This window comes from Pseudoalteromonas sp. N1230-9, from assembly GCF_032716425.1.
Lineage (GTDB): Bacteria > Pseudomonadota > Gammaproteobacteria > Enterobacterales > Alteromonadaceae > Pseudoalteromonas.
On sequence record NZ_CP090419.1, the window covers coordinates 1,788,005 to 1,807,786 of the forward strand.

Genomic DNA, 19,782 nt, shown 5'->3' on the forward strand with positions numbered 1-19,782 from the left:
TTGATACTTAATAAGGTGGTTATGTTGAAAAGCATTGAGATAAGAACAATCTACTTAGTATAGAACTCAATAATAGGGGGTCGTACTGATGAATCAATTAACTGAAAAAACGATTGCATGTCCATATTGCGGTGAACAAATAGATGTTTTACTTGACCACGCAGACTTAAATCAACAATACATCGAAGATTGCCAAGTTTGTTGTAAGCCAATAAATTTTTTAGTTTTTGAAAACAGTGATGAAGAACTTTCTGTTTCTGTATCAAGCGATGATGAAAGTTGTAGCTTTTCTAACTATTAAAAAATGAAATACTAAGATTTCTAATTAATCAAATATTAAAACCTGCTAGATGGCAGGTTTTAATATAAGGTTTTCTTATTTATGATCTTCAATTATCTCAGTGATACCCTCTGCCGAGAGTATCTCTATCCAATAACCATCAGGGTCTTTAATAAAGGCTAAGCCTTTCATAGAGCCATCGTCTGGTTTTTTTACAAACTCAACATCGTATTTTGCAAAGCGCTCACATGCTGCGTACACATCAGGCACGCTAATACCGATATGACCGAAGCCTTTTGGTTCATCATTTCCACTATGGTAACCTGTAAAGCTATCGTCGTTTTCTGTGCCCCAGTTATGTGTAAGCTCGACAAGAGCAGGGCGGCGAAACACCCACTGTGCTTTTTCTTTATCGGTGCCTGTTGGTATGTCTTGCTCATAGCCTAAAAAGTACAGCGTAAACTCCATTTTAGGGAAGTCATATTTACCCAATAACTTCATACCTAAAACGTTTTGGTAGAAATCTAATGAAGGCTTTGGATCTTTAATACGCAGCATTGTTTGCTGCATTAGGTAACCTTGCGTAGCATTTGCGATTTGTTCTGGTGATTCGTTGTAGTTAGACATACATGTCCTTTTTAGCTGATATTTCTGGTAATGTAATTAGTCTAACATATTCACGTTACCCTTAAATTAATAACAAATATTTTTGACGTGCTAAGACAATCCTTCAGTTCTTAATTTGCGTACCCAAATAAAAAACCGCCCAAACAGGCGGCTTATTTCAACTTACAGCTAAAAACTGATAGCTCAAAACTTAAAGTCAATTACCCCAAGGATTACTCGCACTTGAACGTTGTTTACGAGCTCGAGCAAGTTGTTTTGCTTCTTTTTTAGCGTGGATGCGTTTGGCGTCAGTAAAACTTAACTCACACGGTTCACCTGGTTTTTGATCAGCTGGGATCACACGATCGCGCGGCGGTAATTCGTAGTTTACATCGTCAGGGCGCGGTAAGTTTTTAAGACGATACAAATAAAAGTTCTCGACTTTTTCTTGTGCCCATTGGGTTTTACGTAAAAACTTAACCGCAGATTTTACATCTGGGTTATTCTTAAAGCAGTTCAAACGCATATAGGCGTGGAGTAATTCCCAGCCATATTGTTCGACAAGCTCTGTGACGACTTGCTCGATACCAACACCTTGCAGTGGGTTATTGCTGAAAATTTCTTTATTACTCATTAGGCTGTCCGATATTACAAAACTAGGGTAAGTATAATTGCCTTTACCCTTGTTTTATAGCTAACTTGCTAAGAATGTTTATATTCGCGTCTATTCTTTACAATTAACTACTACACGGCCGCGAATTTCACCTTTTAATAGGGCTTCGGCATTTGCAACGGCATTAGAAAGTGGAATTTCTTGCGAAATAGCATCGAGGTACTGAGCCTCAACTAACTCACTTAAACGTTGCCATGCTTCAATTCGGTCGGCTTTTGGGCGCATTACACTATCTATGCCCATAAGACTAATGCCACGAAGGATAAACGGTGCTACCGTTGCCGGAAAGTCCATACCTTGTGCTAATCCACAGGCAGTTACAACACCACCGTATTTAATAGATGCGCACACATTGGCAAGGGTGTGACTGCCCACAGAATCAATTGCGCCAGCAAATTGCTCTTTTGCGAGCGGTTTACCAGGTTCTGAGAATTCATTGCGAGATAGAACGCGTTTTGCGCCTAATTTTTTAAGGTGGTCTGCTTCATTCATTCGACCTGTTGTTGCAACCACATCAAAGCCAAGCTTATTTAATAAGTAGATTGCAAAACTGCCCACACCACCATTAGCACCGGTGACAAGTATTTCGCCGCTTTGTGGTGTGATACCTTGTTTTTCTAAGGCGATAATACTCAGCATTGCGGTATAACCTGCCGTACCAATTTGCATTGCCTGTTTTGGTGTTAAATTAGCGGGGAGGGGGATAAGCCAATCTGCACTCATAGACGCTTTTGAACTCAAACCACCTAGGTATTTTTCCCCAACACCAAAGCCATTTAACAGAACTTTATCACCTACTTTAAATTCATCGCTTTTAGACTCTGTCACTGTACCTGCAAGGTCAATCCCAGGGATCATAGGAAATGTTCTTACTACAGGGCCTTTACCAGTAATCGCTAAGGCATCTTTGTAATTTAACGTACTGTAGTCAACATCAATATTTACATCGTGCTGGTGGATGCTCTCTATAGGAAAGTCAGTGTAGTGGGCACGATAACCTTGATCATCTTTGTTGATAACTACCGATTTTACTGATGTTGTCATGTTGACTCCTTTTAGACCGATCGTCTTTTAATGGTTAAAATAAAACCGTATTAAAACGGCTTTATAAAATTAAGCGTAAAAATTGTGCTGTATAAAGGGTAAGTGGTTCACTTGATTTATCAAGTTTAGAGCGCATTACTGCGCCTTCCCAGCCGATCCAGAAAAACTCAGCAAGCATCTTACAATCTGATGATTGAGGTATTTGCTTTTGCTGCTTTGCGTCAACTAGGCACTGCTCAATTAAAACTTGCCAGCTGGTGTAAGCTTGCTTAATACGTTCTATCATTGGCTCATCAAGGTAACTGAGTTCTTGATTTAAATTGCCAATTAAGCAGCCACGATTAAACTCAAACTTTGCCATGCCGTGTTTGGCGTCGTTAGCAAACAGTACAACTCTTTCAAGCGGGTTTATTTTTTCATCAGTTAGATGGCGTTTTAACTTTGCTTGAAAATAGCTGTCGTAAGCATCAATAAGTGCTAAGCCAAAATCATTTTTACTTTTGAAGTAATGATAAAAAGAGCCCTTAGGTACCTGCGCTGATTTTAAGATTAAATCAATGCCGGTTGCACTAAAGCCTTTTTCGGTTAATACAGCTAAACCCGTATTAATTAATAGGGCGCGAGTATCTGCATTTGAACGTGCTATTTTTGGTGGCCTGCCACGACGGCTTGGCGTTGTGTTATTTGTTTGCATACTTAATATTAGACCGATCGGTTTTTAATATGCAAGTAATTAATTGCCTAAATTGTAATCATCATAAATTTGTCATGATTACAATTTAAATGGGAACTTTGCTGAAACGGCTTAGGTCACAATTATGAAGCTAAAAGAGATAAAAATTTTTAGCCGAATTTAAGTGTATTTATAGGTGGTTTTAGATGAGAGGTACGACCACTTAGTCATTTAAAATGTTAATTCAGTTGAGCATCAGCATGTTACTTGTTGTCAATTTATTTAATTGCTTTTTGCTATTTGAATTTAACAGTTTTATTAACTATTCATTAAATGTAGATGTCAATTTCGCTACATATCTATAAATATAAAAGGTGAGGATATTACCTATGAAGAGACAGAAAAGAGATCGTTTAGAAAGAGCTCATTCTCAAGGTTATAAAGCAGGCTTGGCAGGCCGTTCCAAAGATCAATGCCCTTATCAACAAATCGACCCTAAATCTGAATGGTTAGGCGGCTGGCGCGAAGCAATTGAAAACCGCAATATGTTTAAAACTTAATATAGGCACCTGTTAATTTACGCAAAAAAGCCCCATGCAGGGGCTTTTTTGTATCTGCAAACAAGTAAAAAACTAGAATGCAGTTGTATCTTGGAAAAGACCTACTTTAAGATCTTTCGCTTCATAGATTACGCGGCCATCTACTTCAACAGTACCATCAGCCATACCCATGAATAATTTACGTTTGATAACACGTTTCATGTCTAAACGATAAGTAACTTTTTTAGCTGTTGGTAGGATTTGACCTGTGAATTTAACTTCACCTACACCGAGTGCACGGCCAAGGCCAGGACCACCAGACCAACCAAGGAAGAAACCAACTAATTGCCACATTGCATCAAGGCCAAGACAACCAGGCATAACAGGGTCACCTTTGAAGTGGCAGTCAAAGAACCAAAGATCAGGGTTAATATCTAACTCGGCAACGATCTGCCCTTTACCGTGCTCGCCGCCATCTTCAGTAATTGAAACGATGCGATCCATCATAAGCATGTTGTCGCTAGGTAGGCGGCAGTTGCCTTCACCAAACATTTCACCTTGACCGCAAAGGATTAGTTCTTCTTTTGTATAGCTGTTTTTAGGTTCCATAACTCTTATTCGTCGCTTAGAAATTGCCCTGTACTTTAGCGTACACTTGTACGCTAAACAACTCGGAGCAGTTAAATAATTTATATTTTCAGCTTGTTTTATGACCACTTAATTAAACTGTTACAGATAAAGGGAGATAAAACCGCGCATTGTGAAGTAAAAATCATTATAATTGCTGTGATTCTTTAACCAGTCTAAAGGAAATTTATGATCCTTTTTGTAAACTCACTGACAGTGATTGATTTTTCTTACTTGTGTAATAAACGCGGCGCAGTTGGCGAGAGCTGGATTGTGGATTTAACTCTACATGGTCAGTTGAATGATGAGTCGATGGTGCTGGATTTTGGTTTAGTTAAAAAGCAAATTAAAGGCATTATTGATGACTGTATTGACCATAAACTTGCTGTGCCAGCAAAATTAAATGGTTCACTAACGCAGCATGCAGAACATAGCGTGCTAGATTGTCACTTCGGTGATAATTATCACTTAGCAATGAGTGCACCAAATCAAGCCTTTTGTTCTATAGATGCTGATATCATTGATGAAAACTCAGTGACTGAGTTTTTAATTAAAACGATAATGCCCCAGCTTCCTAATAATATCGAAAAAATCGAAATTAGCTTAAAGCCAGAACATAGCCAAAGCTTTTACTATCATTACAGCCACGGCCTTAAAAAGCACGATGGTAATTGCCAGCGTATTATTCATGGTCATCGCTCTCAAATTGGAATTAGCCTTGATGGTATGGCTATGCCTCGCTTACAAAAAGAGTGGGCAGATAAATGGCAAGATATTTACTTAGCGACAGCTGAGGATGAAATAAACAAAGCTGAACTTAAACATATAAGCGCTGAGAGTAACGATGTGTGTTTTGCTTATACATCACAGCAAGGTTATTTTGAAATGGTGATAGATAAATCACGCTGCGACATTTTACCTTGCGATACGACGGTTGAATGTATTGCTGATTATTTAAGTTCACAAGTTAAAAACCAATACCCTGAATCAGAAGTAAAAATTACCGCATATGAAGGGGTTGGCAAAGGGTCTATTAGTTATGCATAAAGGATTACTAATAGCAGCATTTGCAGCATTATTTTCTTTAACTGCAAGTGCTGTTGAATTAAAAGGACATTTAACTCAAGGCGGTTTAGTAACTGGCCAAATTGAAGGCGCTAAAAGTGTTAGTTTCAATGGCGAGCAACTTAAGCTTTCAACAAATGGTGAGTTTGTATTTGGCTTTGGCCGTGATGCAGATACGAATCATAACCTCTCTTGGGTTGATAGTGCTGGTGTGAGCCACGAGCAAGCCATTGTAATCACTAAGCGAGATTACAAAATTGATAAAATCACCGGTGTTGCAAAAAAATATGTTTCGCCACCTAAAGAAGTGTCTGAGCGTATTGGCCGTGAAGCTGTTGCAGTACGTAAAGCTAGACAAGTAAATTCTGACTTACGATACTTTTTAGACCCTGTTTATAAGCCTGCAAGTGGGCGTATTTCAGGTGTTTATGGTAGCCAGCGCTACTTTAATGGTGAGCCTCGCCGCCCACATTTTGGGTTAGACATTGCCAATAAAACAGGTAGCCCTGTGTATGCACCAGTAAGTGGTACGGTGGTGTTTGCTGATGCCGATTTATACTACTCTGGCGGCACCTTAATTCTTGACCATGGCCATGGCGTTACCTCGACTTATATTCATTTAAGCAAATTGGATGTAAAAGTAGGGGATGAAATTACGCGTGGTGACAAAATTGCTGAGATCGGCGCAACAGGCCGAGTTACCGGCCCTCATTTAGACTGGCGTTTTAATTGGAAAAAAGAACGCCTTGACCCTGCGCTAATGATGCAAGACACATTAGCTAATGAAAAGTAGAGACTATGACACAACAAATCGATCGTGACGCTATTATTGCACAGCGTATTATTGACTCAACAACGTCAGTAACAAAAACTGTTTTCCCTGGCCGTACAAATCACCATAACACATTATTTGGTGGAGATGCGCTAGCTTGGATGGATGAAGTCGCCTTTATTGCAGCAACCCGTTTTTGTCGTAAGCCACTTGTAACGATTTCGTCTGACCGTGTTGATTTTAAAGAGGCTATTCCGGCAGGTACATTCGCCGAGCTAATTTCAAAAGTTGTTCACGTTGGCAATACCAGCCTTAAAGTAGACGTAGAAATCTTTTTAGAAAGAATGCATAAAGATGATAAGCATTTAGCTATTTCAGGTAGCTTCACGTTTGTAGCTGTTGATGATAACCACAGACCAACACCGGTAGTTTGCGATAAGATGATCAATGGTTTCGAATAACACTTACTATAAGTTTTAAATAAATTAAGTACCTTCGGGTGCTTAATTTATTACGCCTAAAGAACACATCATACTATTTTTGCCATATCAATCTCTCAGCAAGGAACAAAATATGCAGCTATAAATTATCAGAGGAGGAGAGCGATGCGTTTAATATTATTGATCATTTATCTATTAATTCTATTGCTGGCTTTTAATCAGTTCGATTATTACTTGTTTGATTTAGCATCTGCTTTGCGAGGCGTGTTGATTATATGCAGTTTTTTACCAGCAATACTAATATTGCCATGGAGCAAAAAGCTTTCTTTTAGTTTAATTGTTTTAAGTATTGGCTTAGTGCTATTTCATTTTAAGCCTTACTCGTCAGCTGAAGAGATTCAAAACACAGATATCAAAGTCGCTCAGTTAAACTTGCAATATAGTAATCCCAACTTAGCAAATATCATCACTAACCAATTTATAGAAAAACAAAATGATATTGTCGTGTTATTTGAGTTTAATGACACACAGCGTCATATGCTTGATGAGCTCAACACGAAATATCATTTATTTGGTTATGCTGAAGTTGAAGGGGCACCATTTGGCATTATAGTGATTTCAAAACTACCAATCGTACAAAGACAAATTAAACGCTTTGATAACCCTAAACTTGGCTACGTAAAGCTTAGTTTTTTACACAATAACGTTATGTTAAATAGTGTTTTTTTACATCCTCCATCACCTAGGACTCAAAGTTTATGGAGTCAGAGAAACTTAGTTTTAAGTGAAGTTGCTAAAGAAATTTCAAAGTTAAAGGGGAGTTGGCTCGTTGCTGGTGATTTTAATACAGTACCTTGGTCACGGTTCTTTATAAATAATAAAAGCAGTTGTTTTAATCACACAGGTTTTTATACAACGTGGTCTTTGAAAAATCAGCTAAGTGATTTAAAAGTTTTGGGTTTACCAATAGATCATTGCTTAGTGAGTGAAGATGTTTCTTTATCTAATGTTGGTGTTAGCTCTGTCAACGGCAGCGACCACAAACTGCTGCACTATGAACTCACATTTTCAAAGCATTGATTAAGTTTAAGATGGCTATTTTCAATTAATATATCAACTAGCATGGTTAGCTCAAAATTATCCCATGGCTTTGCGGTGATCATATTGGCAAGTTTATTATTCAAGGCATCTTTAGATGTTTCTAGGTCTGCATAACCGGTTATTAAAAGTCGAGAGCAGTTAGGTTGTATTTGTTTAATATCTTCTAAAACAGCAAAACCACTAATAGCAGGCATCAACAGATCACAAATAACCAAACTAATCTGACTCTTCTGCGCATACTCAATTGCCAATAGAGGGTCGCTGAAACAAATCACATGGTTGTTAGTACCTAATAATCGTTTTAGCGACCGTAAAATGGCTTCATCATCATCAATAATTACAATTGTACTTTTCATGAATGAGCTCCTAAAAGATGTTTTAAATCATACAAAACATGTTTCAGGTTGCGTTTATGTGGGTACAACCAAAAAGCCTTGTTTGAATACATTAACGCCTTTGAATAATGACCAAGTTCACGATAGAACTCACCATAGCATTCGCTTAAACGAGCTTTAATTTTCTTCAGTTCATTATTCGATACAACTGATTGGTTACGATTAATTATTTCAACCATTGACGCTAGTCTATTTTCTCTATTTGATGTAATAGAGTTAGCACGCATTAGATAGTGCATTGCGCACAGCGTTGAATAGGCAACATCACCATGTTTAGCTATTTTTAGCCAGCAATCTAAATCGGTAGCGCTACTTAATTTGTTGTCAAAACCACCCACATTAACCATGGCTGAGCGTTTAACCATGACTGACGAAGTTCCCACAATGTTGGTGGTGATCATTTGACTAATTGGATTATCAAGTAATTGGAAGTCTGTGTTTTCTTTATTGCATTTAAATTCGGGCCAGTAATCAAAACAGCCGATGATGTCCTCGTTCTTTTCATTAAAATGCATGTAGTCAGTAAAACTTAACACGCAATCTGGGTGTTTTTCATGAAATGCTATCTGAGTTGCAAGTTTATCTGCTGACCAATAATCATCGGCATCTAAAAAAGCGAGGTACTCTGAGTTTGCTTGAGTGATTGCAAGGTTTCGTGCTGCAACAACACCTTTGCGTTGTTGGCTAAAAATCCGTACTTCTTTTTTTTCAGAGGCTAGTTGTTGTATATAATCGATACTGCCATCAGTGGATCCATCATCGACGATAATGATTTCGAACAGAACATTTTTTTGCTGATAAATGCTGTTAATACATGTATCTAAATACTGTAAGCAGTTGTAGTTTGGAATAATAATACTGACTTGGCAGGGCATAATAGTCGCTCCGAATAATTGGTTTGTTTAAAACAACCACGCAATTTAGACGCCAGCTTAAAATTGTATATATGAACAATACAGTGTGTATTTTTCTCTTTGTGCATTGCATTTTGCAAATATTGAGCAAGATTTTATCTCATTTTGGGAATTTATAAGCTTTTTTATTGGGTATAGAACTTGCCCTAGCTCTCCTAATAGTTTTTATAGGAGCGTTTTTATGAAGCACATTGCTATTTTAGTCCCAAGCTTTCCAATTGCATCAGAAACTTTTGTTGTAACAGAAATAAAAGCGTTGCTAAATACTGGTCACAAAGTGACAGTTTTTACATTTGAAAAAACCAGCGTGTTGATTAATTTAAGCTGCGCGATCGAAGTAAAAGTGATCTTAAAGCCAGCATTTAAGTTAATTTTACCAGCCGCCTTAAACATTTCTAAGTTGGCTAAAGCAACCTATACAGCAGCACAGTTTAAATCAATTTCAACGCAATCATTGCTTGCTTATGGTTATCAAATTGCACGCTATATAAAAGCCGCAAAGATAGAGCACTTGCATTGTCATTTTATGCATGGTCCGCTTTCATACGGTATAGTTGCTGCAAAAATTGCGGACATTACAGTTTCTTCTATTGGCCACGGTCATGACGTCTACGTAAACAATGCTGACTTAAAACCAAAATTAGCACTGTGTGATTTTTCGATAGCTGTTTGTGAAGAAATGGCTATGCAATTTAAACGCTTTTCGAAGAGCAATGTTAAATTGCTGCATTGCGGTATTGACACCAGCCAATTTAAATTTGCGCCTTCTTCACTTAATGAATCTGTACGTTTGATTTTTATCGGCCGTCTTGTCGAGAAGAAAGGTTTACAATTTCTATTACCTGCACTTAAGCATATCCCAAAAGAGTTTGGCATAACCCTAGATATAATAGGGGACGGCCCAATGCTTAACGATTTAATGTATATGGCTGAAGAGTTAGGTATTCGCAAATCTATACGCTTTTTAGGCGAAAAACCTCATGATTGGGTTAGCTCAAACCTGATTTACTATTCTGCGCTTATCGCCCCTTTTTGTGTCGCAGAAAATGGCGACCGTGATACAGGCCCATTAGTTTTAAAAGAAGCCATGGCCTGTGGCCTTCCTGTACTGACTACCACTTTAATGGGAGCAAACGAAATTGTTACCCCAAGTGTTGGTATGAAGTGTATGCCTGGTAGTATCTCAGGGCTCAGCAAAATGCTTTATAAATTTCACCAACTATCACCACATAAGCGTTATCTGCTTGGTCAAAATGCAAAGCAACATGTTAACGAGCATTACAACGCAGTTAAGCAAGCACAGCAGCTTTCCAAATGGGTTGAATCTTTATAGGGAGGTTTTATGAGTAGCTTAAAACAAATCGGTTATTTTGCTCTAGCAATCTTTGCAGTGAAAGGATTGGGCTTTTTGCTCTTACCAATTACAACTCGCTTTTTAGAAAAGAGCGAGTTTGGTGAGCTGAACTTTTTAGTGACCATGTCGGCGCTATGCTCTTTAGTGGTTTCTCTTGGCTTACCCGAGCTATTACTAAAACAACAGTACACATCTTTTCGTGAGAAAATGGCATTATTTAGAGATGCTCTGGTATTAACAATCTGCTTTAGCGCGTTATTCTTAGTCTGTAGCTTTGTATTTAGCGAGCAAATAATCACAACTTTACCTGCACAAATAAAGGTAATTGATTTTAGGTTACTTATTATAAATTTAACTTTTGCCTCGGTACTTGCTATCCCGTACACCTACTATCGGTTATTTGGTTACGCGCAAAAGTATTGTTTTTTTAGTATTGCGCATGCTGTCATACAAACTTGTTTAACAATCACTTTATTAGTCCTCGGCCTTAGTGTAACCGGTGTAATGGTTTCTGGTGTTGTCTGCACTTTCATTATAATGTGTTTAAGCTTAAGTGACATGAGAAGTGCTCTTAAAGTCAGCTATTCACGCTTTAGCTGGAAAATAAAAAAATCACAGACTGCCTTCTTAACCTCAATTATCGCATCAGGTTTGTTTGTGTATGCTGGTAATGGGGCTGAGAACTGGTTCATCGTTGCCGAATTTAACGAGAGTGTATTGGCTAGTTATTACGTAGCTGCGCAATTTGCCATTATTACTTCGTTTACCTTTGAGCCAATTAGGCTTTGGTGGTTCGCCAAGCGTTTTAGCTTAATTAAGCAAGATAAAACGCAATATCAAAATTATGCAATAACCTCATTAAATGCAGGCTTAGCTATGTGTGTTTTAATGAGTGTGCTAGCACCAATCGCACTAAACTCAGTGCTACCTACTGAATACCACGGTAAAGATAGCTGGCTGATTCTATTAATTATTGTTGTTTCCATACGCCATCATAGCGATATTTTTAATATTGGTTGCTACATGCACAAAAATGGGGTGTTTGTATCCATTATAAACTTCTTTACAGCGTTTTTAGGTCTTAGCTTACTGTACTTTTTAGTGCCTAAACTTGGAGTTGAAGGCGCTATTTTGGCGTTAATCATTATGCAAAGCTTTAAATTAGTTTGCCTTTACTCTGTTAGTCAGCATTTAGAACCTCTAAAGCTAAATTTTGCGGCCTTAATACCAAGCTGGTTAGCATTAGGATCTATAACACTCATCACTTTACAGTTTAGCGAACTTAGTTTTGCTAAATGGATCATATGCTTTATCTATCTTGTTGGTCTGGCCTATCAATATAGAGCATTAATTAAGCAAGTAATAAAAAGCTTAATGAAGGAGCATCACTATGCTCAACTACTATAAACAAAATCAATTATTCATTAATGGCATTTTAGTAACCTTACTTGTGGTTGTTACCTATGCCACATTAGGCCCAATAGCAGTTTTTGCATTGCTGCTATTACCTTTTGCCGCTTTCACTGCAGTGAAGGTAAGTGTGGCCTTTATAATTTTGTTTATTTTATTCAGCTACTTTAGATTGCACGAAGCTTTTCCTTTTTTAATGCCTTTTAAAATTCCTAAGTTACTCGCGCTTGCATCCTTATTGGGAATAGTTTGGCATCTGTTTATCTCACAAAAATTAAAGCCACACTGGCATACTAATCATTTGATATTTTTTGCTTGGTTTATTTGGCTGACTGTTTGTGTTTTTAGTGCCTCTAATCGGGGTTTAGCGATGGAGTACTGGTCAGGAGTACTGACAAAAGTACTTATTATGGTATTTGCAATCTCCTGGTGGATGAGCACATTAAAGCATTTTAATGTGGTTAGAATTGGCATCATGATCTCAGGAGCCGCTATTGCCTTGGTTGCCCTGAGTAACAAAATGAATGGAATTGGTCTAGTTGAAGGAACCCGCGTCACTATTTCTCGTGAGCTGCGTTCACAGTTAGGTGACCCAAACGATTTATCGCTGGTAATGATGTTCCCTGTGTCTTTTTTAGCAGCCGAAGTGTTTGATTCAAATGCGCATAAACTAAGACGTATCATAGCCTTTATCTGTTTGATCACGGCAATTAGTGGCGTAGTTGCGACGCAAAGTCGAGGTGGTTTACTCGGCATTGCTGCTGTACTTAGTTTTTTCATTTATCAAAAAGTTAAAAACCCAATTGTTGTTGGCTGTATTGGTGCGGTAGGCATGTTAGCTATGGTTGCATTTGCGGGTATCGCAGACAGGCAAAGTGGTGGCTCACACGAAGGGGGAGTAGATGAATCAGCAATGGGCCGTATCTACGCATGGCAAGCGGCAATCAATATGGCGATACATAATCCATTAACTGGGGTTGGGGTTAATAACTTTGTCGTTAACTACTATTTTTATAGCCCACATTGGGATGGCAAGAATCATGCAGTACACAGTACATGGTTTCAGGTGTTAGGTGAAACAGGCATCGTAGGAATATGCATTTTTGTACTCGTGATTGCCTGTATTTATCGCACCTTAAACCGTGTTTTTTTAATCAATAAACAGATTAATGACAAACAAATAGATGTAAATGCGAAAGCGCTAAAGGGCGGCCTAATTGGCTTTATGGTATCAGGAACCTTTTTAACTCAGGCATTTACATGGCCTATTTATATCATTCTTGCTTTAACTATTGCCTTAGAAAAGCTTGTAATTGATAAACAAAGGGAGACTTCACATGAGTGAACAAATTAAACACTGGCTTAAATCAAGCGACAGTGCAATTGCAAAATCGCTTTTTCAAGTTGCAAAATCGATTCGCAATCCGCAAATGTGGGTGATCCCAGGTATTCATTCATTAATATATAAACTGCATTTATTGGTTAAAACTTTAGTAAGTGAGCTAGGGCGCATTTTTTATTACACACCACTATTTAAAAGCCAAATTAAGGGCTCAAAAGCAAATTTATACCTGTATTCTGGCATGCCGCAAATATTAGGAAAACTTGAAATTAGCTGTAATGACAACACGCGAATTAGTGGCATCAGCACTTTTTGTGGGCGTAGTCATGGTAATTACCCCCCCAAACTGATTATTGGTAGTAATGTGGATATTGGTTGGCAAAATGCGTTTTCTGTTGGTCGTAAAATTGTACTAGAAGATGATGTGCGTTTAGCGGGCAGGGTATTTTTAGCTGGCTTTCCTGGTCACCCTCTAAACTCTGAACGTCGTGCTCTTGGTGAGCCTGATGACGATTCACAAGTTGGCGATATCATTATCAAACAAGGCGCTTGGATAGGCACCGGCGCAACTGTGCTTGCAGGTGTAACAATAGGCGAGGGTGCCATAGTTGCTGCAAGTGCTGTAGTTACTAAAGATGTGCCAGCAAATACTATTGTTGCTGGTAATCCAGCAAAAATTGTTAAACAGCTGGAGGATTCGCTATGAAGTTTATTGTATTCGGCGAAGACTGGCAAAGCCACCCAAGTAGTACACAGCACCTATTTAAACAACTAGCAAAACAACATCAGGTTATTTGGATTAACTCGATTGGTATGCGAAAACCAACACTTCGCTTGATTGATGTGAAACGAGTTTTTAATAAATTAAAAAGCCTTTTTTTATCTAAGCGCAATAGGCCAAAAGCTGAAACAACGAATACTAGCCAAAACATTAATTTAACAGCACACACATTAGCGTTTTTACCTTGGCACGATAACGTTATAGTAAGGCTATTTAATAAATGGATTTTTAATCAAAAAGGTTTCATAGATGATGAGCCAATTGTTTATTGGCTTAGTGTGCCTACTGCAATTAGTCTAATTTCACCGCGAGTGCAGGATAAAGTCATTTATTACTGTGGAGATGACTTCTCGGCACTTGCGGGTGTTGATCATAAAATGGTCGCGCCTTTTGAAAGTGACCTTATCGCAAAATCAGACACCATCTATGTTGTGAGTGAGTTTCTTGCCAACAAAATGCCAAAGTCTAAAGTTAAAATGCTTTCTCACGGCGTCGATTTAGAACTTTTTACCACGCAAACCACAAAAGCCGTTGAACTAGAGCGAATAAGCAAACCTATTATTGGTTTTTACGGCTCCTTGAATGCTTGGCTCGATAAAGCCTTACTGTTGAGACTAGCCAAAGAAAGGCCTGAGTATCAATTAGTATTGATAGGCCACCTTGTCGAAGACTTCTCTGCTCTCCTCAAGTTAGACAATGTAACCCATATACCGACTGTAGATCATCATCGCTTAGCTTCATTTTCTCAGCATTGGCAGGTATCTATCTTACCATTTGTTGACAATGAGCAGATCAGAGCCTGTGATCCACTTAAATTAAAAGAATACATTGCCACAGGCACACCTATTGTGACAACACGCTTTGCTGCGGTTAACCCATACCAAGAAACCATATTGATAGCAGACAACCACCAGGGATTTATTGAGCGTGTAGACTATGCTGTTAGTCTAAGTAAATCAAACAACTTGAATTGGCGAGCAAATCAATCTCAGCAGGCAAGTGATCATAGCTGGCAAGCAAAAGCCAAGTTAGTCTGTAAACAACTTAGGTTTTGCTAAACAAGCCTTTCTACCCAAAGCTGCATTTTGTACCAGTACAAGATGCGGATTTTTTCATTTTGGCTCACTAACTGCAATTAACTAACTATCTATAGAAATCTCGGTTGTTTTTATCAATTTGCAAATTAAAACCGAGCAATTTCGCAAAATGCAAAGCAAAAGGTAAAGTATGTTAGTTAAAGAGCAGATCAAACGGTTAATTTATTTAGGGCTTTATGCGCTTTACACGCGTATTAAGCTCTTTATTATTCCGTTTTGCATTGTGCCAATCGTCGTCATTGCACTTGGTTTATCTGCGCAAAAACAATATACCAATCACGCAACCATCTTAATTGAAGAGTCAGCACTACTTAATCCTTACTTAGATGATCTGTCTTTCTCGTTTCAGCTTTCTGATCGTATGGCAGCACTGCGTACCTTAGTTATCAGCCGTAAGGTACTTATTGCTGTAGCAAAAGAAACCCAATTAATAGCTGAAGATGCTACGCCAAAACAAGTTGAAGAAATTCATCAAAAACTATCTAAAGCGTTATCACTTTCGTTAATTGGCGATGAGCTGGTCCGCATTAACTTTATTTGGCATGACCAATCACAAATGAAGCCAGTGCTTGAAAAGGTGGTAGAAAAATTTATTGAACGTTTATTAGCACCAACAAAGGCGTCACTTGATACTTCTGAGCAGTTTTTCTTTAAGCAGCTGGATAGTTTACGCGAAGAACTTGAGTTATCTGAAGAAGCACTGGCTGATTTTAAAACCAAAAACAGTAACACCTTACCCGATGTTTTACATAGCAATCGTCAAACCTTCGACAGCTTACTAAGTGAAAAACAACAAAAGCTGATTGCTCTTTCAGGGGCTAAAGCAAAACTGAATGCCTTAGTGAGTAAAGTTGGACAAGCCAATCCAATTTTAGGCAATTTAGAAGAGAAGATAATTCGTACTGAATCTGAATTAAGTCTTTTGAGAACACGCTATACCGATAAACATAGCAAGATTATCGAGAAAAAACGCACACTGGCAAACTTAAAAAGTCGCCAACAGGCGCTGTTAGCATCTAGTGAAGAGCTAGACACAACGAATCTTGATCAGTTATGGCAAATGGTGAATACGCTTCCGTCCGGTGATGGTAAAGAGAACAGCGTTTTAGTTTCACAACTTCTTGCGCTTGAAGAGGCCCGTAATAATTTACTTCAGCAAGAGCAAGAATTTGCAATGCTCGAAGAGCAAGTGCAGCTTGTCAGTGAACGTCTGTTAGTAACCAGTGATGTAGAAAGACAATTACGTAAACTAGAGCGTGATTACGATGTTAAACAGTCACTTTATAAAGACATGCTTAGCCGTTACGAAATGGCCAGAGTCACAGGCAAATTAGTTAAATACGAAGGACCTGACAAAGTTAAAACTATCGAACGAGCTTATAGCCCAACACAACCTATCAATACCTCAATGCTGATGACCGTTATCGTTGGCATTGTGCTTGGGATTTTCACAGGTAGTGCAAGCGTATTTGTTGCTGCACTTTGTGATAGTCACTTAAAAGATATTAAAACCATAGAAAAACTTACCAGCGCAGAGGTGGTAACAGTACTTCCTATCGTCAATGCCGAAACTAACTTCGGTAATATTGAAGGAGATAAATCATGAATGTCATGCACTTAGTTCAACACCTACAAGTAGGTGGCCTAGAAAAAATGGCAATTACTTTGCTCAAAAACAGTCAATTTAGTAGCTCGAGTATTATTGTTTCGCTCGAAGGAGACAGACACTCTGCTTTTGAACAGTGGCCAGAATTAGAAGAATTTAGCCATCGTGTTATTTGCTTAAACAAAAAACCAGGCGTGAGTATTTCTGTTATCGCAAAGATAAAGGCATTAATAAAAGAGCATGATATCGATATTATTCACAGTCATCATGTTGGCCCTGTTATTTATGCGGGCTTAGCGTGCGCATTGTCGGGTGATTCAGTTCGTCACATATCAACAATTCATGATGCCTGGTATTTAAACAATGTTAAACAATGTACTTTCACTAAATTACTTGATTCGCTAACTAACATTTATTGGGTTGCAGATGCACACATTGTTGCCGATGAGTTTAGAGCTAAAACAGCAATCATTCCTGAGCGCACAATTTTAAATGGTATAGATTGCGATAATTTTGTTGCAATTAACCAATCAACCGCCAGAAATCAGCTCAATTTACCCCACAAAGTTAAGCTAGTTGGCTGTGCTGCAAGGTTAATTGCGGGAAAAGGACACAAAGATCTTATTCATGCATTGCATTACTTACCTGAAGTATACCATATGGTTTTTGCTGGAGATGGCGATCAAAAAGTTATTTTAATGAACTTGGTACGTAATTTAGGGCTTAACAACCGTGTGCACTTTTTAGGCAACGTTCACGATATGCGAGCCTTTTATTCAAGCATTGATGTTATGTGTTTGTATTCACAACGTGAAGGTTTGCCATTATCGATTATTGAAGCCATGGCATGTGGTATTCCAGTTGTAGCGTCTGATGTAGGTGGTATTCATGAAGTTCTCACAGATAACGAAGGTGAACTAGTGTCTTTGAACGAGTTTAACAAGCTTGCACCGGCTATTTTGAGAACATGTAAACTGCCACATGGTCTTTGCATTCGTCATCATGCTATTGCAGTCGCAGATGCAAAAACCATGAGTAGTAAATACGACAATTTATATTCTGCATTAGCAGTGTAGGAGCCAACCATGACTATTTTTACTACATTATTTATCATTTTAATGTGTATTGTTGCGTATCATCATGTTGGCTACCCATTACTGCTAAAGTGTGTTGCAGGCAAAAAGCAAAAGCACAACAAGCAAGCCGTTTTTGATGACAACTATAAACCGAATATTGCTGTTTTGATGTGTGCGTACAATGAACAACAGCATATTGCAGAAAAACTTTATAACTTAGCATCATTAGTTTATGACACACATCATTATTCTATTCATGCTTATTTTGATGGTTGCACCGATAAAAGCTATCAACAAGCTCTTAAAGCACAGCAGGTATTACATAAACAAGGCGTGCAGTGTTACTTTCATCATCGTGATGAAAACCAAGGGAAAGTACAAGGATTAAATACCTTGATGGGGATGGCAAAATATCACAATGATATTTTACTGTTCACTGATGTTAGTGCTTTATTGAGTATAGATGCATTAAACAAAGTGGCTAAGCAATTTAGTGATCCGCAAGTGGCAATTTCGACAGGTGTTTACACCTTAGATGAAAATGCACAAGATGCGCAAAAAGCCTACTGGCAGTACCAAAACCAAGTGAAAAAATCTGAGTCAAACCTTGGCGCTGTGATTGGCGTACCAGGAGCTATGTTTGCCATGCGTGCTGAGTATGCAAATGAATTAGAGAAAAACACCATTAACGACGACTTCGTGCTCTCAATGAAAGCTTTAAGCAAAGGGGGTAAAGCCGTTGTCGATGAAGATGTTGTCATTTACGAACGTGAATGCGACGAACAAAGCGAAGATTATAAACGCAGAGTACGTGTTGGCGCTGGTAACTGGCAGCAGATTAAAGCACTGCTTTTATTACTTAATCCGCGCTTAGGCTGGACGTGTCTAAATTTCTTTTCGCATAAAGTCCTACGTGGAGTGATGCCAGTTATTTTAGCGGGTATTTATGTCTGTGTCTTTTTAGAAGCCCTCGTGTCGCAATCGTTGTGGTCTGAACTTATCGCAACAGCAATTTTATCACTTCATACCGTGCAAGCGATTAAAACGCTATTCGAGATTAAAAAACATATTCCTATCGTCGATAAAGTGAATTACATCTTAAATAGCTACTTTTTAGCACTTTGGGGGATCATCCGTTACGAGCAAGGTTATTTTAATAACCCATGGCAACGGGTGAAAACGGCAAGTAAAAAACCAACAAAATCGATTATTAAAATCATTAAGCGAAGCTTAGATATTACAGGTGCCTTATTTGCGCTAAGTCTTGTTTGGCCTGTTTGTTTAATTGCAGCGCTGGCTATAAAGCTAACATCTAAAGGTCCTATCATCTTTAAGCAACTTAGAGTGGGTGAAAGCTCAGATGACTTCGTTGAGTTATTTTATGTTTACAAGTTTCGCTCTATGGTGGTTGATGCTGAGTCACGTTCTGGCGCTGTATGGGCTAGTAAAGATGACCCAAGAATAACGGCAGTAGGGCGCTTTATGCGTAAAACACGAATTGACGAACTTCCGCAATTAATTAATGTGCTTAAAGGCGAGATGTCTCTAATTGGTCCAAGACCAGAGCGCCCTGTATTTTATGGCAAATTAGAAAAAGACATCCCTTATTTTTGCCAGCGTACTTACGGTGTTAAACCAGGTATTTCTGGTCTTGCCCAAGTGATGAACGGCTATGACGAAACTATAGACGATGCTCGCAGTAAAATTGGCTGGGATTACGCCTATTCACTGAGTATGTCTTCACCGCGTGCTTGGGTGAAACTTGAGTTTTCAATTGTGATTAAAACATTACAAGTTGTCTTTACGGGCAAAGGGCAGTAAACCACGTCCTTTTTGCAAAATAAATTAAGCAAATCACGTTGCATAATGCAAATTAACAGCAAAAAGTTAATTGCATTATGCATCGCCCCATCATTTAGTCTTTAAATTTCAAAACGTTATAAACTGGCATTTTAGTTGTACTAGTTACTATGACTAACCAATTTAA

General features: G+C 38.4%; 21 protein-coding genes. 14 read left to right on the forward strand and 7 right to left on the reverse strand.

Annotated elements, in window-relative coordinates; translation table 11 throughout:
• The first annotated feature begins 88 nt into the window (after positions 1-88).
• Positions 89-301, forward strand: coding sequence for a CPXCG motif-containing cysteine-rich protein (locus LY624_RS08335; protein WP_341804315.1), 213 nt, complete (start codon positions 89-91; stop codon positions 299-301).
• A 75-nt stretch (positions 302-376) separates the two neighbouring features.
• Here LY624_RS08335 and gloA read toward each other — a convergent pair whose 3' ends face one another.
• The 4 genes from gloA to acuR form a co-directional block, all read right to left on the reverse strand.
• On the reverse strand, positions 377-907 hold the full coding sequence (gene gloA / locus LY624_RS08340) for a lactoylglutathione lyase (protein WP_341804316.1): 531 nt from the start codon (positions 905-907) through the stop codon (positions 377-379).
• 196 nt (positions 908-1,103) lie between these two features.
• The gene (locus tag LY624_RS08345) at positions 1,104-1,520 is read right to left on the reverse strand and encodes a VF530 family protein (RefSeq protein WP_237118568.1); all 417 of its coding nucleotides are present in this window, start codon (positions 1,518-1,520) and stop codon (positions 1,104-1,106) included.
• Between the two features lie 90 nt (positions 1,521-1,610).
• A complete protein-coding gene (acuI, locus tag LY624_RS08350; RefSeq protein WP_341804317.1) occupies positions 1,611-2,603 on the reverse strand; it encodes an acrylyl-CoA reductase (NADPH) in 993 nt (330 codons plus the stop codon).
• Between the two features lie 61 nt (positions 2,604-2,664).
• Positions 2,665-3,297 carry an acrylate utilization transcriptional regulator AcuR gene (gene acuR / locus LY624_RS08355; RefSeq protein WP_341804318.1) on the reverse strand — a complete coding sequence of 211 codons (633 nt, stop codon included), beginning with the start codon at positions 3,295-3,297 and terminating at the stop codon, positions 2,665-2,667.
• Between the two features lie 368 nt (positions 3,298-3,665).
• Here acuR and rmf point away from each other — a divergent pair, with 368 nt between their 5' ends.
• Entirely contained in the window at positions 3,666-3,836 is a 171-nt protein-coding gene (gene rmf, locus LY624_RS08360) for a ribosome modulation factor (protein ID WP_062569403.1), read from the forward strand.
• Positions 3,837-3,908: 72 nt separating this feature from the next.
• Here the strand turns inward: rmf and fabA are convergent, their stop codons facing one another.
• Complete coding sequence (fabA, locus tag LY624_RS08365) at positions 3,909-4,424, reverse strand: bifunctional 3-hydroxydecanoyl-ACP dehydratase/trans-2-decenoyl-ACP isomerase (protein ID WP_062569073.1); 516 nt, start codon at positions 4,422-4,424, stop codon at positions 3,909-3,911.
• A 207-nt stretch (positions 4,425-4,631) separates the two neighbouring features.
• Between fabA and LY624_RS08370 the strand changes: the two genes are divergently transcribed.
• From LY624_RS08370 to LY624_RS08385, 4 genes are all read left to right on the forward strand, one after another.
• Complete coding sequence (locus LY624_RS08370; protein WP_130149857.1) at positions 4,632-5,489, forward strand: 6-carboxytetrahydropterin synthase; 858 nt, start codon at positions 4,632-4,634, stop codon at positions 5,487-5,489.
• Positions 5,482-6,300: a M23 family metallopeptidase gene (locus tag LY624_RS08375; RefSeq protein WP_130149858.1), complete on the forward strand. Its 819-nt coding sequence runs from the start codon at positions 5,482-5,484 to the stop codon at positions 6,298-6,300. Before LY624_RS08370 ends, LY624_RS08375 begins: the two co-directional genes overlap by 8 nt.
• A 5-nt stretch (positions 6,301-6,305) precedes the next feature.
• Complete coding sequence (locus tag LY624_RS08380; RefSeq protein ID WP_062569076.1) at positions 6,306-6,740, forward strand: acyl-CoA thioesterase; 435 nt, start codon at positions 6,306-6,308, stop codon at positions 6,738-6,740.
• Between the two features lie 144 nt (positions 6,741-6,884).
• A complete protein-coding gene (locus LY624_RS08385; protein WP_341804319.1) occupies positions 6,885-7,799 on the forward strand; it encodes an endonuclease/exonuclease/phosphatase family protein in 915 nt (304 codons plus the stop codon).
• On the opposite strand, the gene LY624_RS08390 is transcribed toward LY624_RS08385, so the two are convergent.
• Both LY624_RS08390 and LY624_RS08395 read right to left on the reverse strand, forming a co-directional pair.
• A complete protein-coding gene (locus tag LY624_RS08390; protein WP_130149860.1) occupies positions 7,772-8,176 on the reverse strand; it encodes a response regulator in 405 nt (134 codons plus the stop codon). The two genes, LY624_RS08385 and LY624_RS08390, sit on opposite strands and share 28 nt — an antisense overlap.
• The gene (locus LY624_RS08395; RefSeq protein ID WP_341804320.1) at positions 8,173-9,090 is read right to left on the reverse strand and encodes a glycosyltransferase family 2 protein; all 918 of its coding nucleotides are present in this window, start codon (positions 9,088-9,090) and stop codon (positions 8,173-8,175) included. Before LY624_RS08395 ends, LY624_RS08390 begins: the two co-directional genes overlap by 4 nt.
• 220 nt (positions 9,091-9,310) lie before the next feature.
• Here LY624_RS08395 and LY624_RS08400 point away from each other — a divergent pair, with 220 nt between their 5' ends.
• The 8 genes from LY624_RS08400 (at position 9,311) to LY624_RS08435 (ending at position 19,616) form a co-directional block, all read left to right on the forward strand.
• Entirely contained in the window at positions 9,311-10,462 is a 1,152-nt protein-coding gene (locus LY624_RS08400) for a glycosyltransferase (RefSeq protein WP_341804321.1), read from the forward strand.
• A 9-nt stretch (positions 10,463-10,471) separates the two neighbouring features.
• Positions 10,472-11,890, forward strand: a complete 1,419-nt coding sequence (locus tag LY624_RS08405; protein ID WP_341804322.1) for a lipopolysaccharide biosynthesis protein — start codon at positions 10,472-10,474, stop codon at positions 11,888-11,890.
• On the forward strand, positions 11,874-13,238 hold the full coding sequence (locus LY624_RS08410) for an O-antigen ligase family protein (protein WP_341804323.1): 1,365 nt from the start codon (positions 11,874-11,876) through the stop codon (positions 13,236-13,238). Before LY624_RS08405 ends, LY624_RS08410 begins: the two co-directional genes overlap by 17 nt.
• Positions 13,231-13,941: an acyltransferase gene (locus LY624_RS08415; RefSeq protein ID WP_341804324.1), complete on the forward strand. Its 711-nt coding sequence runs from the start codon at positions 13,231-13,233 to the stop codon at positions 13,939-13,941. The genes LY624_RS08410 and LY624_RS08415 overlap by 8 nt, the downstream gene beginning before the upstream one ends.
• Positions 13,938-15,074, forward strand: a complete 1,137-nt coding sequence (locus LY624_RS08420) for a glycosyltransferase (RefSeq protein ID WP_341804325.1) — start codon at positions 13,938-13,940, stop codon at positions 15,072-15,074. Before LY624_RS08415 ends, LY624_RS08420 begins: the two co-directional genes overlap by 4 nt.
• A 169-nt stretch (positions 15,075-15,243) precedes the next feature.
• Positions 15,244-16,719, forward strand: a complete 1,476-nt coding sequence (locus LY624_RS08425) for a GumC family protein (protein WP_341804326.1) — start codon at positions 15,244-15,246, stop codon at positions 16,717-16,719.
• Entirely contained in the window at positions 16,716-17,795 is a 1,080-nt protein-coding gene (locus LY624_RS08430) for a glycosyltransferase (RefSeq protein ID WP_341804327.1), read from the forward strand. The genes LY624_RS08425 and LY624_RS08430 overlap by 4 nt, the downstream gene beginning before the upstream one ends.
• 9 nt (positions 17,796-17,804) lie before the next feature.
• Complete coding sequence (locus LY624_RS08435) at positions 17,805-19,616, forward strand: sugar transferase (protein WP_341804328.1); 1,812 nt, start codon at positions 17,805-17,807, stop codon at positions 19,614-19,616.
• The last annotated feature ends 166 nt before the right edge of the window (positions 19,617-19,782 follow it).

Bases quoted from the DNA above. Each gene is read 5' to 3' on its own strand.
- LY624_RS08335 (WP_341804315.1), top strand. From the start codon at position 89: ATGAATCAATTAACTGAAAAAACGATTGCATGTCCATATTGCGGTGAA.
- LY624_RS08375 (WP_130149858.1), top strand. From the start codon at position 5,482: ATGCATAAAGGATTACTAATAGCAGCATTTGCAGCATTATTTTCTTTA.
- LY624_RS08430 (WP_341804327.1), top strand. From the start codon at position 16,716: ATGAATGTCATGCACTTAGTTCAACACCTACAAGTAGGTGGCCTAGAA.
- LY624_RS08405 (WP_341804322.1), top strand. From the start codon at position 10,472: ATGAGTAGCTTAAAACAAATCGGTTATTTTGCTCTAGCAATCTTTGCA.
- LY624_RS08415 (WP_341804324.1), top strand. From the start codon at position 13,231: ATGAGTGAACAAATTAAACACTGGCTTAAATCAAGCGACAGTGCAATT.
- acuR (WP_341804318.1), bottom strand. From the start codon at position 3,297: ATGCAAACAAATAACACAACGCCAAGCCGTCGTGGCAGGCCACCAAAA.
- fabA (WP_062569073.1), bottom strand. From the start codon at position 4,424: ATGGAACCTAAAAACAGCTATACAAAAGAAGAACTAATCCTTTGCGGT.
- LY624_RS08380 (WP_062569076.1), top strand. From the start codon at position 6,306: ATGACACAACAAATCGATCGTGACGCTATTATTGCACAGCGTATTATT.
- LY624_RS08410 (WP_341804323.1), top strand. From the start codon at position 11,874: ATGCTCAACTACTATAAACAAAATCAATTATTCATTAATGGCATTTTA.
- LY624_RS08425 (WP_341804326.1), top strand. From the start codon at position 15,244: ATGTTAGTTAAAGAGCAGATCAAACGGTTAATTTATTTAGGGCTTTAT.
- LY624_RS08385 (WP_341804319.1), top strand. From the start codon at position 6,885: ATGCGTTTAATATTATTGATCATTTATCTATTAATTCTATTGCTGGCT.
- acuI (WP_341804317.1), bottom strand. From the start codon at position 2,603: ATGACAACATCAGTAAAATCGGTAGTTATCAACAAAGATGATCAAGGT.
- LY624_RS08345 (WP_237118568.1), bottom strand. From the start codon at position 1,520: ATGAGTAATAAAGAAATTTTCAGCAATAACCCACTGCAAGGTGTTGGT.
- LY624_RS08390 (WP_130149860.1), bottom strand. From the start codon at position 8,176: ATGAAAAGTACAATTGTAATTATTGATGATGATGAAGCCATTTTACGG.
- LY624_RS08370 (WP_130149857.1), top strand. From the start codon at position 4,632: ATGATCCTTTTTGTAAACTCACTGACAGTGATTGATTTTTCTTACTTG.
- rmf (WP_062569403.1), top strand. From the start codon at position 3,666: ATGAAGAGACAGAAAAGAGATCGTTTAGAAAGAGCTCATTCTCAAGGT.
- gloA (WP_341804316.1), bottom strand. From the start codon at position 907: ATGTCTAACTACAACGAATCACCAGAACAAATCGCAAATGCTACGCAA.
- LY624_RS08395 (WP_341804320.1), bottom strand. From the start codon at position 9,090: ATGCCCTGCCAAGTCAGTATTATTATTCCAAACTACAACTGCTTACAG.
- LY624_RS08400 (WP_341804321.1), top strand. From the start codon at position 9,311: ATGAAGCACATTGCTATTTTAGTCCCAAGCTTTCCAATTGCATCAGAA.
- LY624_RS08420 (WP_341804325.1), top strand. From the start codon at position 13,938: ATGAAGTTTATTGTATTCGGCGAAGACTGGCAAAGCCACCCAAGTAGT.
- LY624_RS08435 (WP_341804328.1), top strand. From the start codon at position 17,805: ATGACTATTTTTACTACATTATTTATCATTTTAATGTGTATTGTTGCG.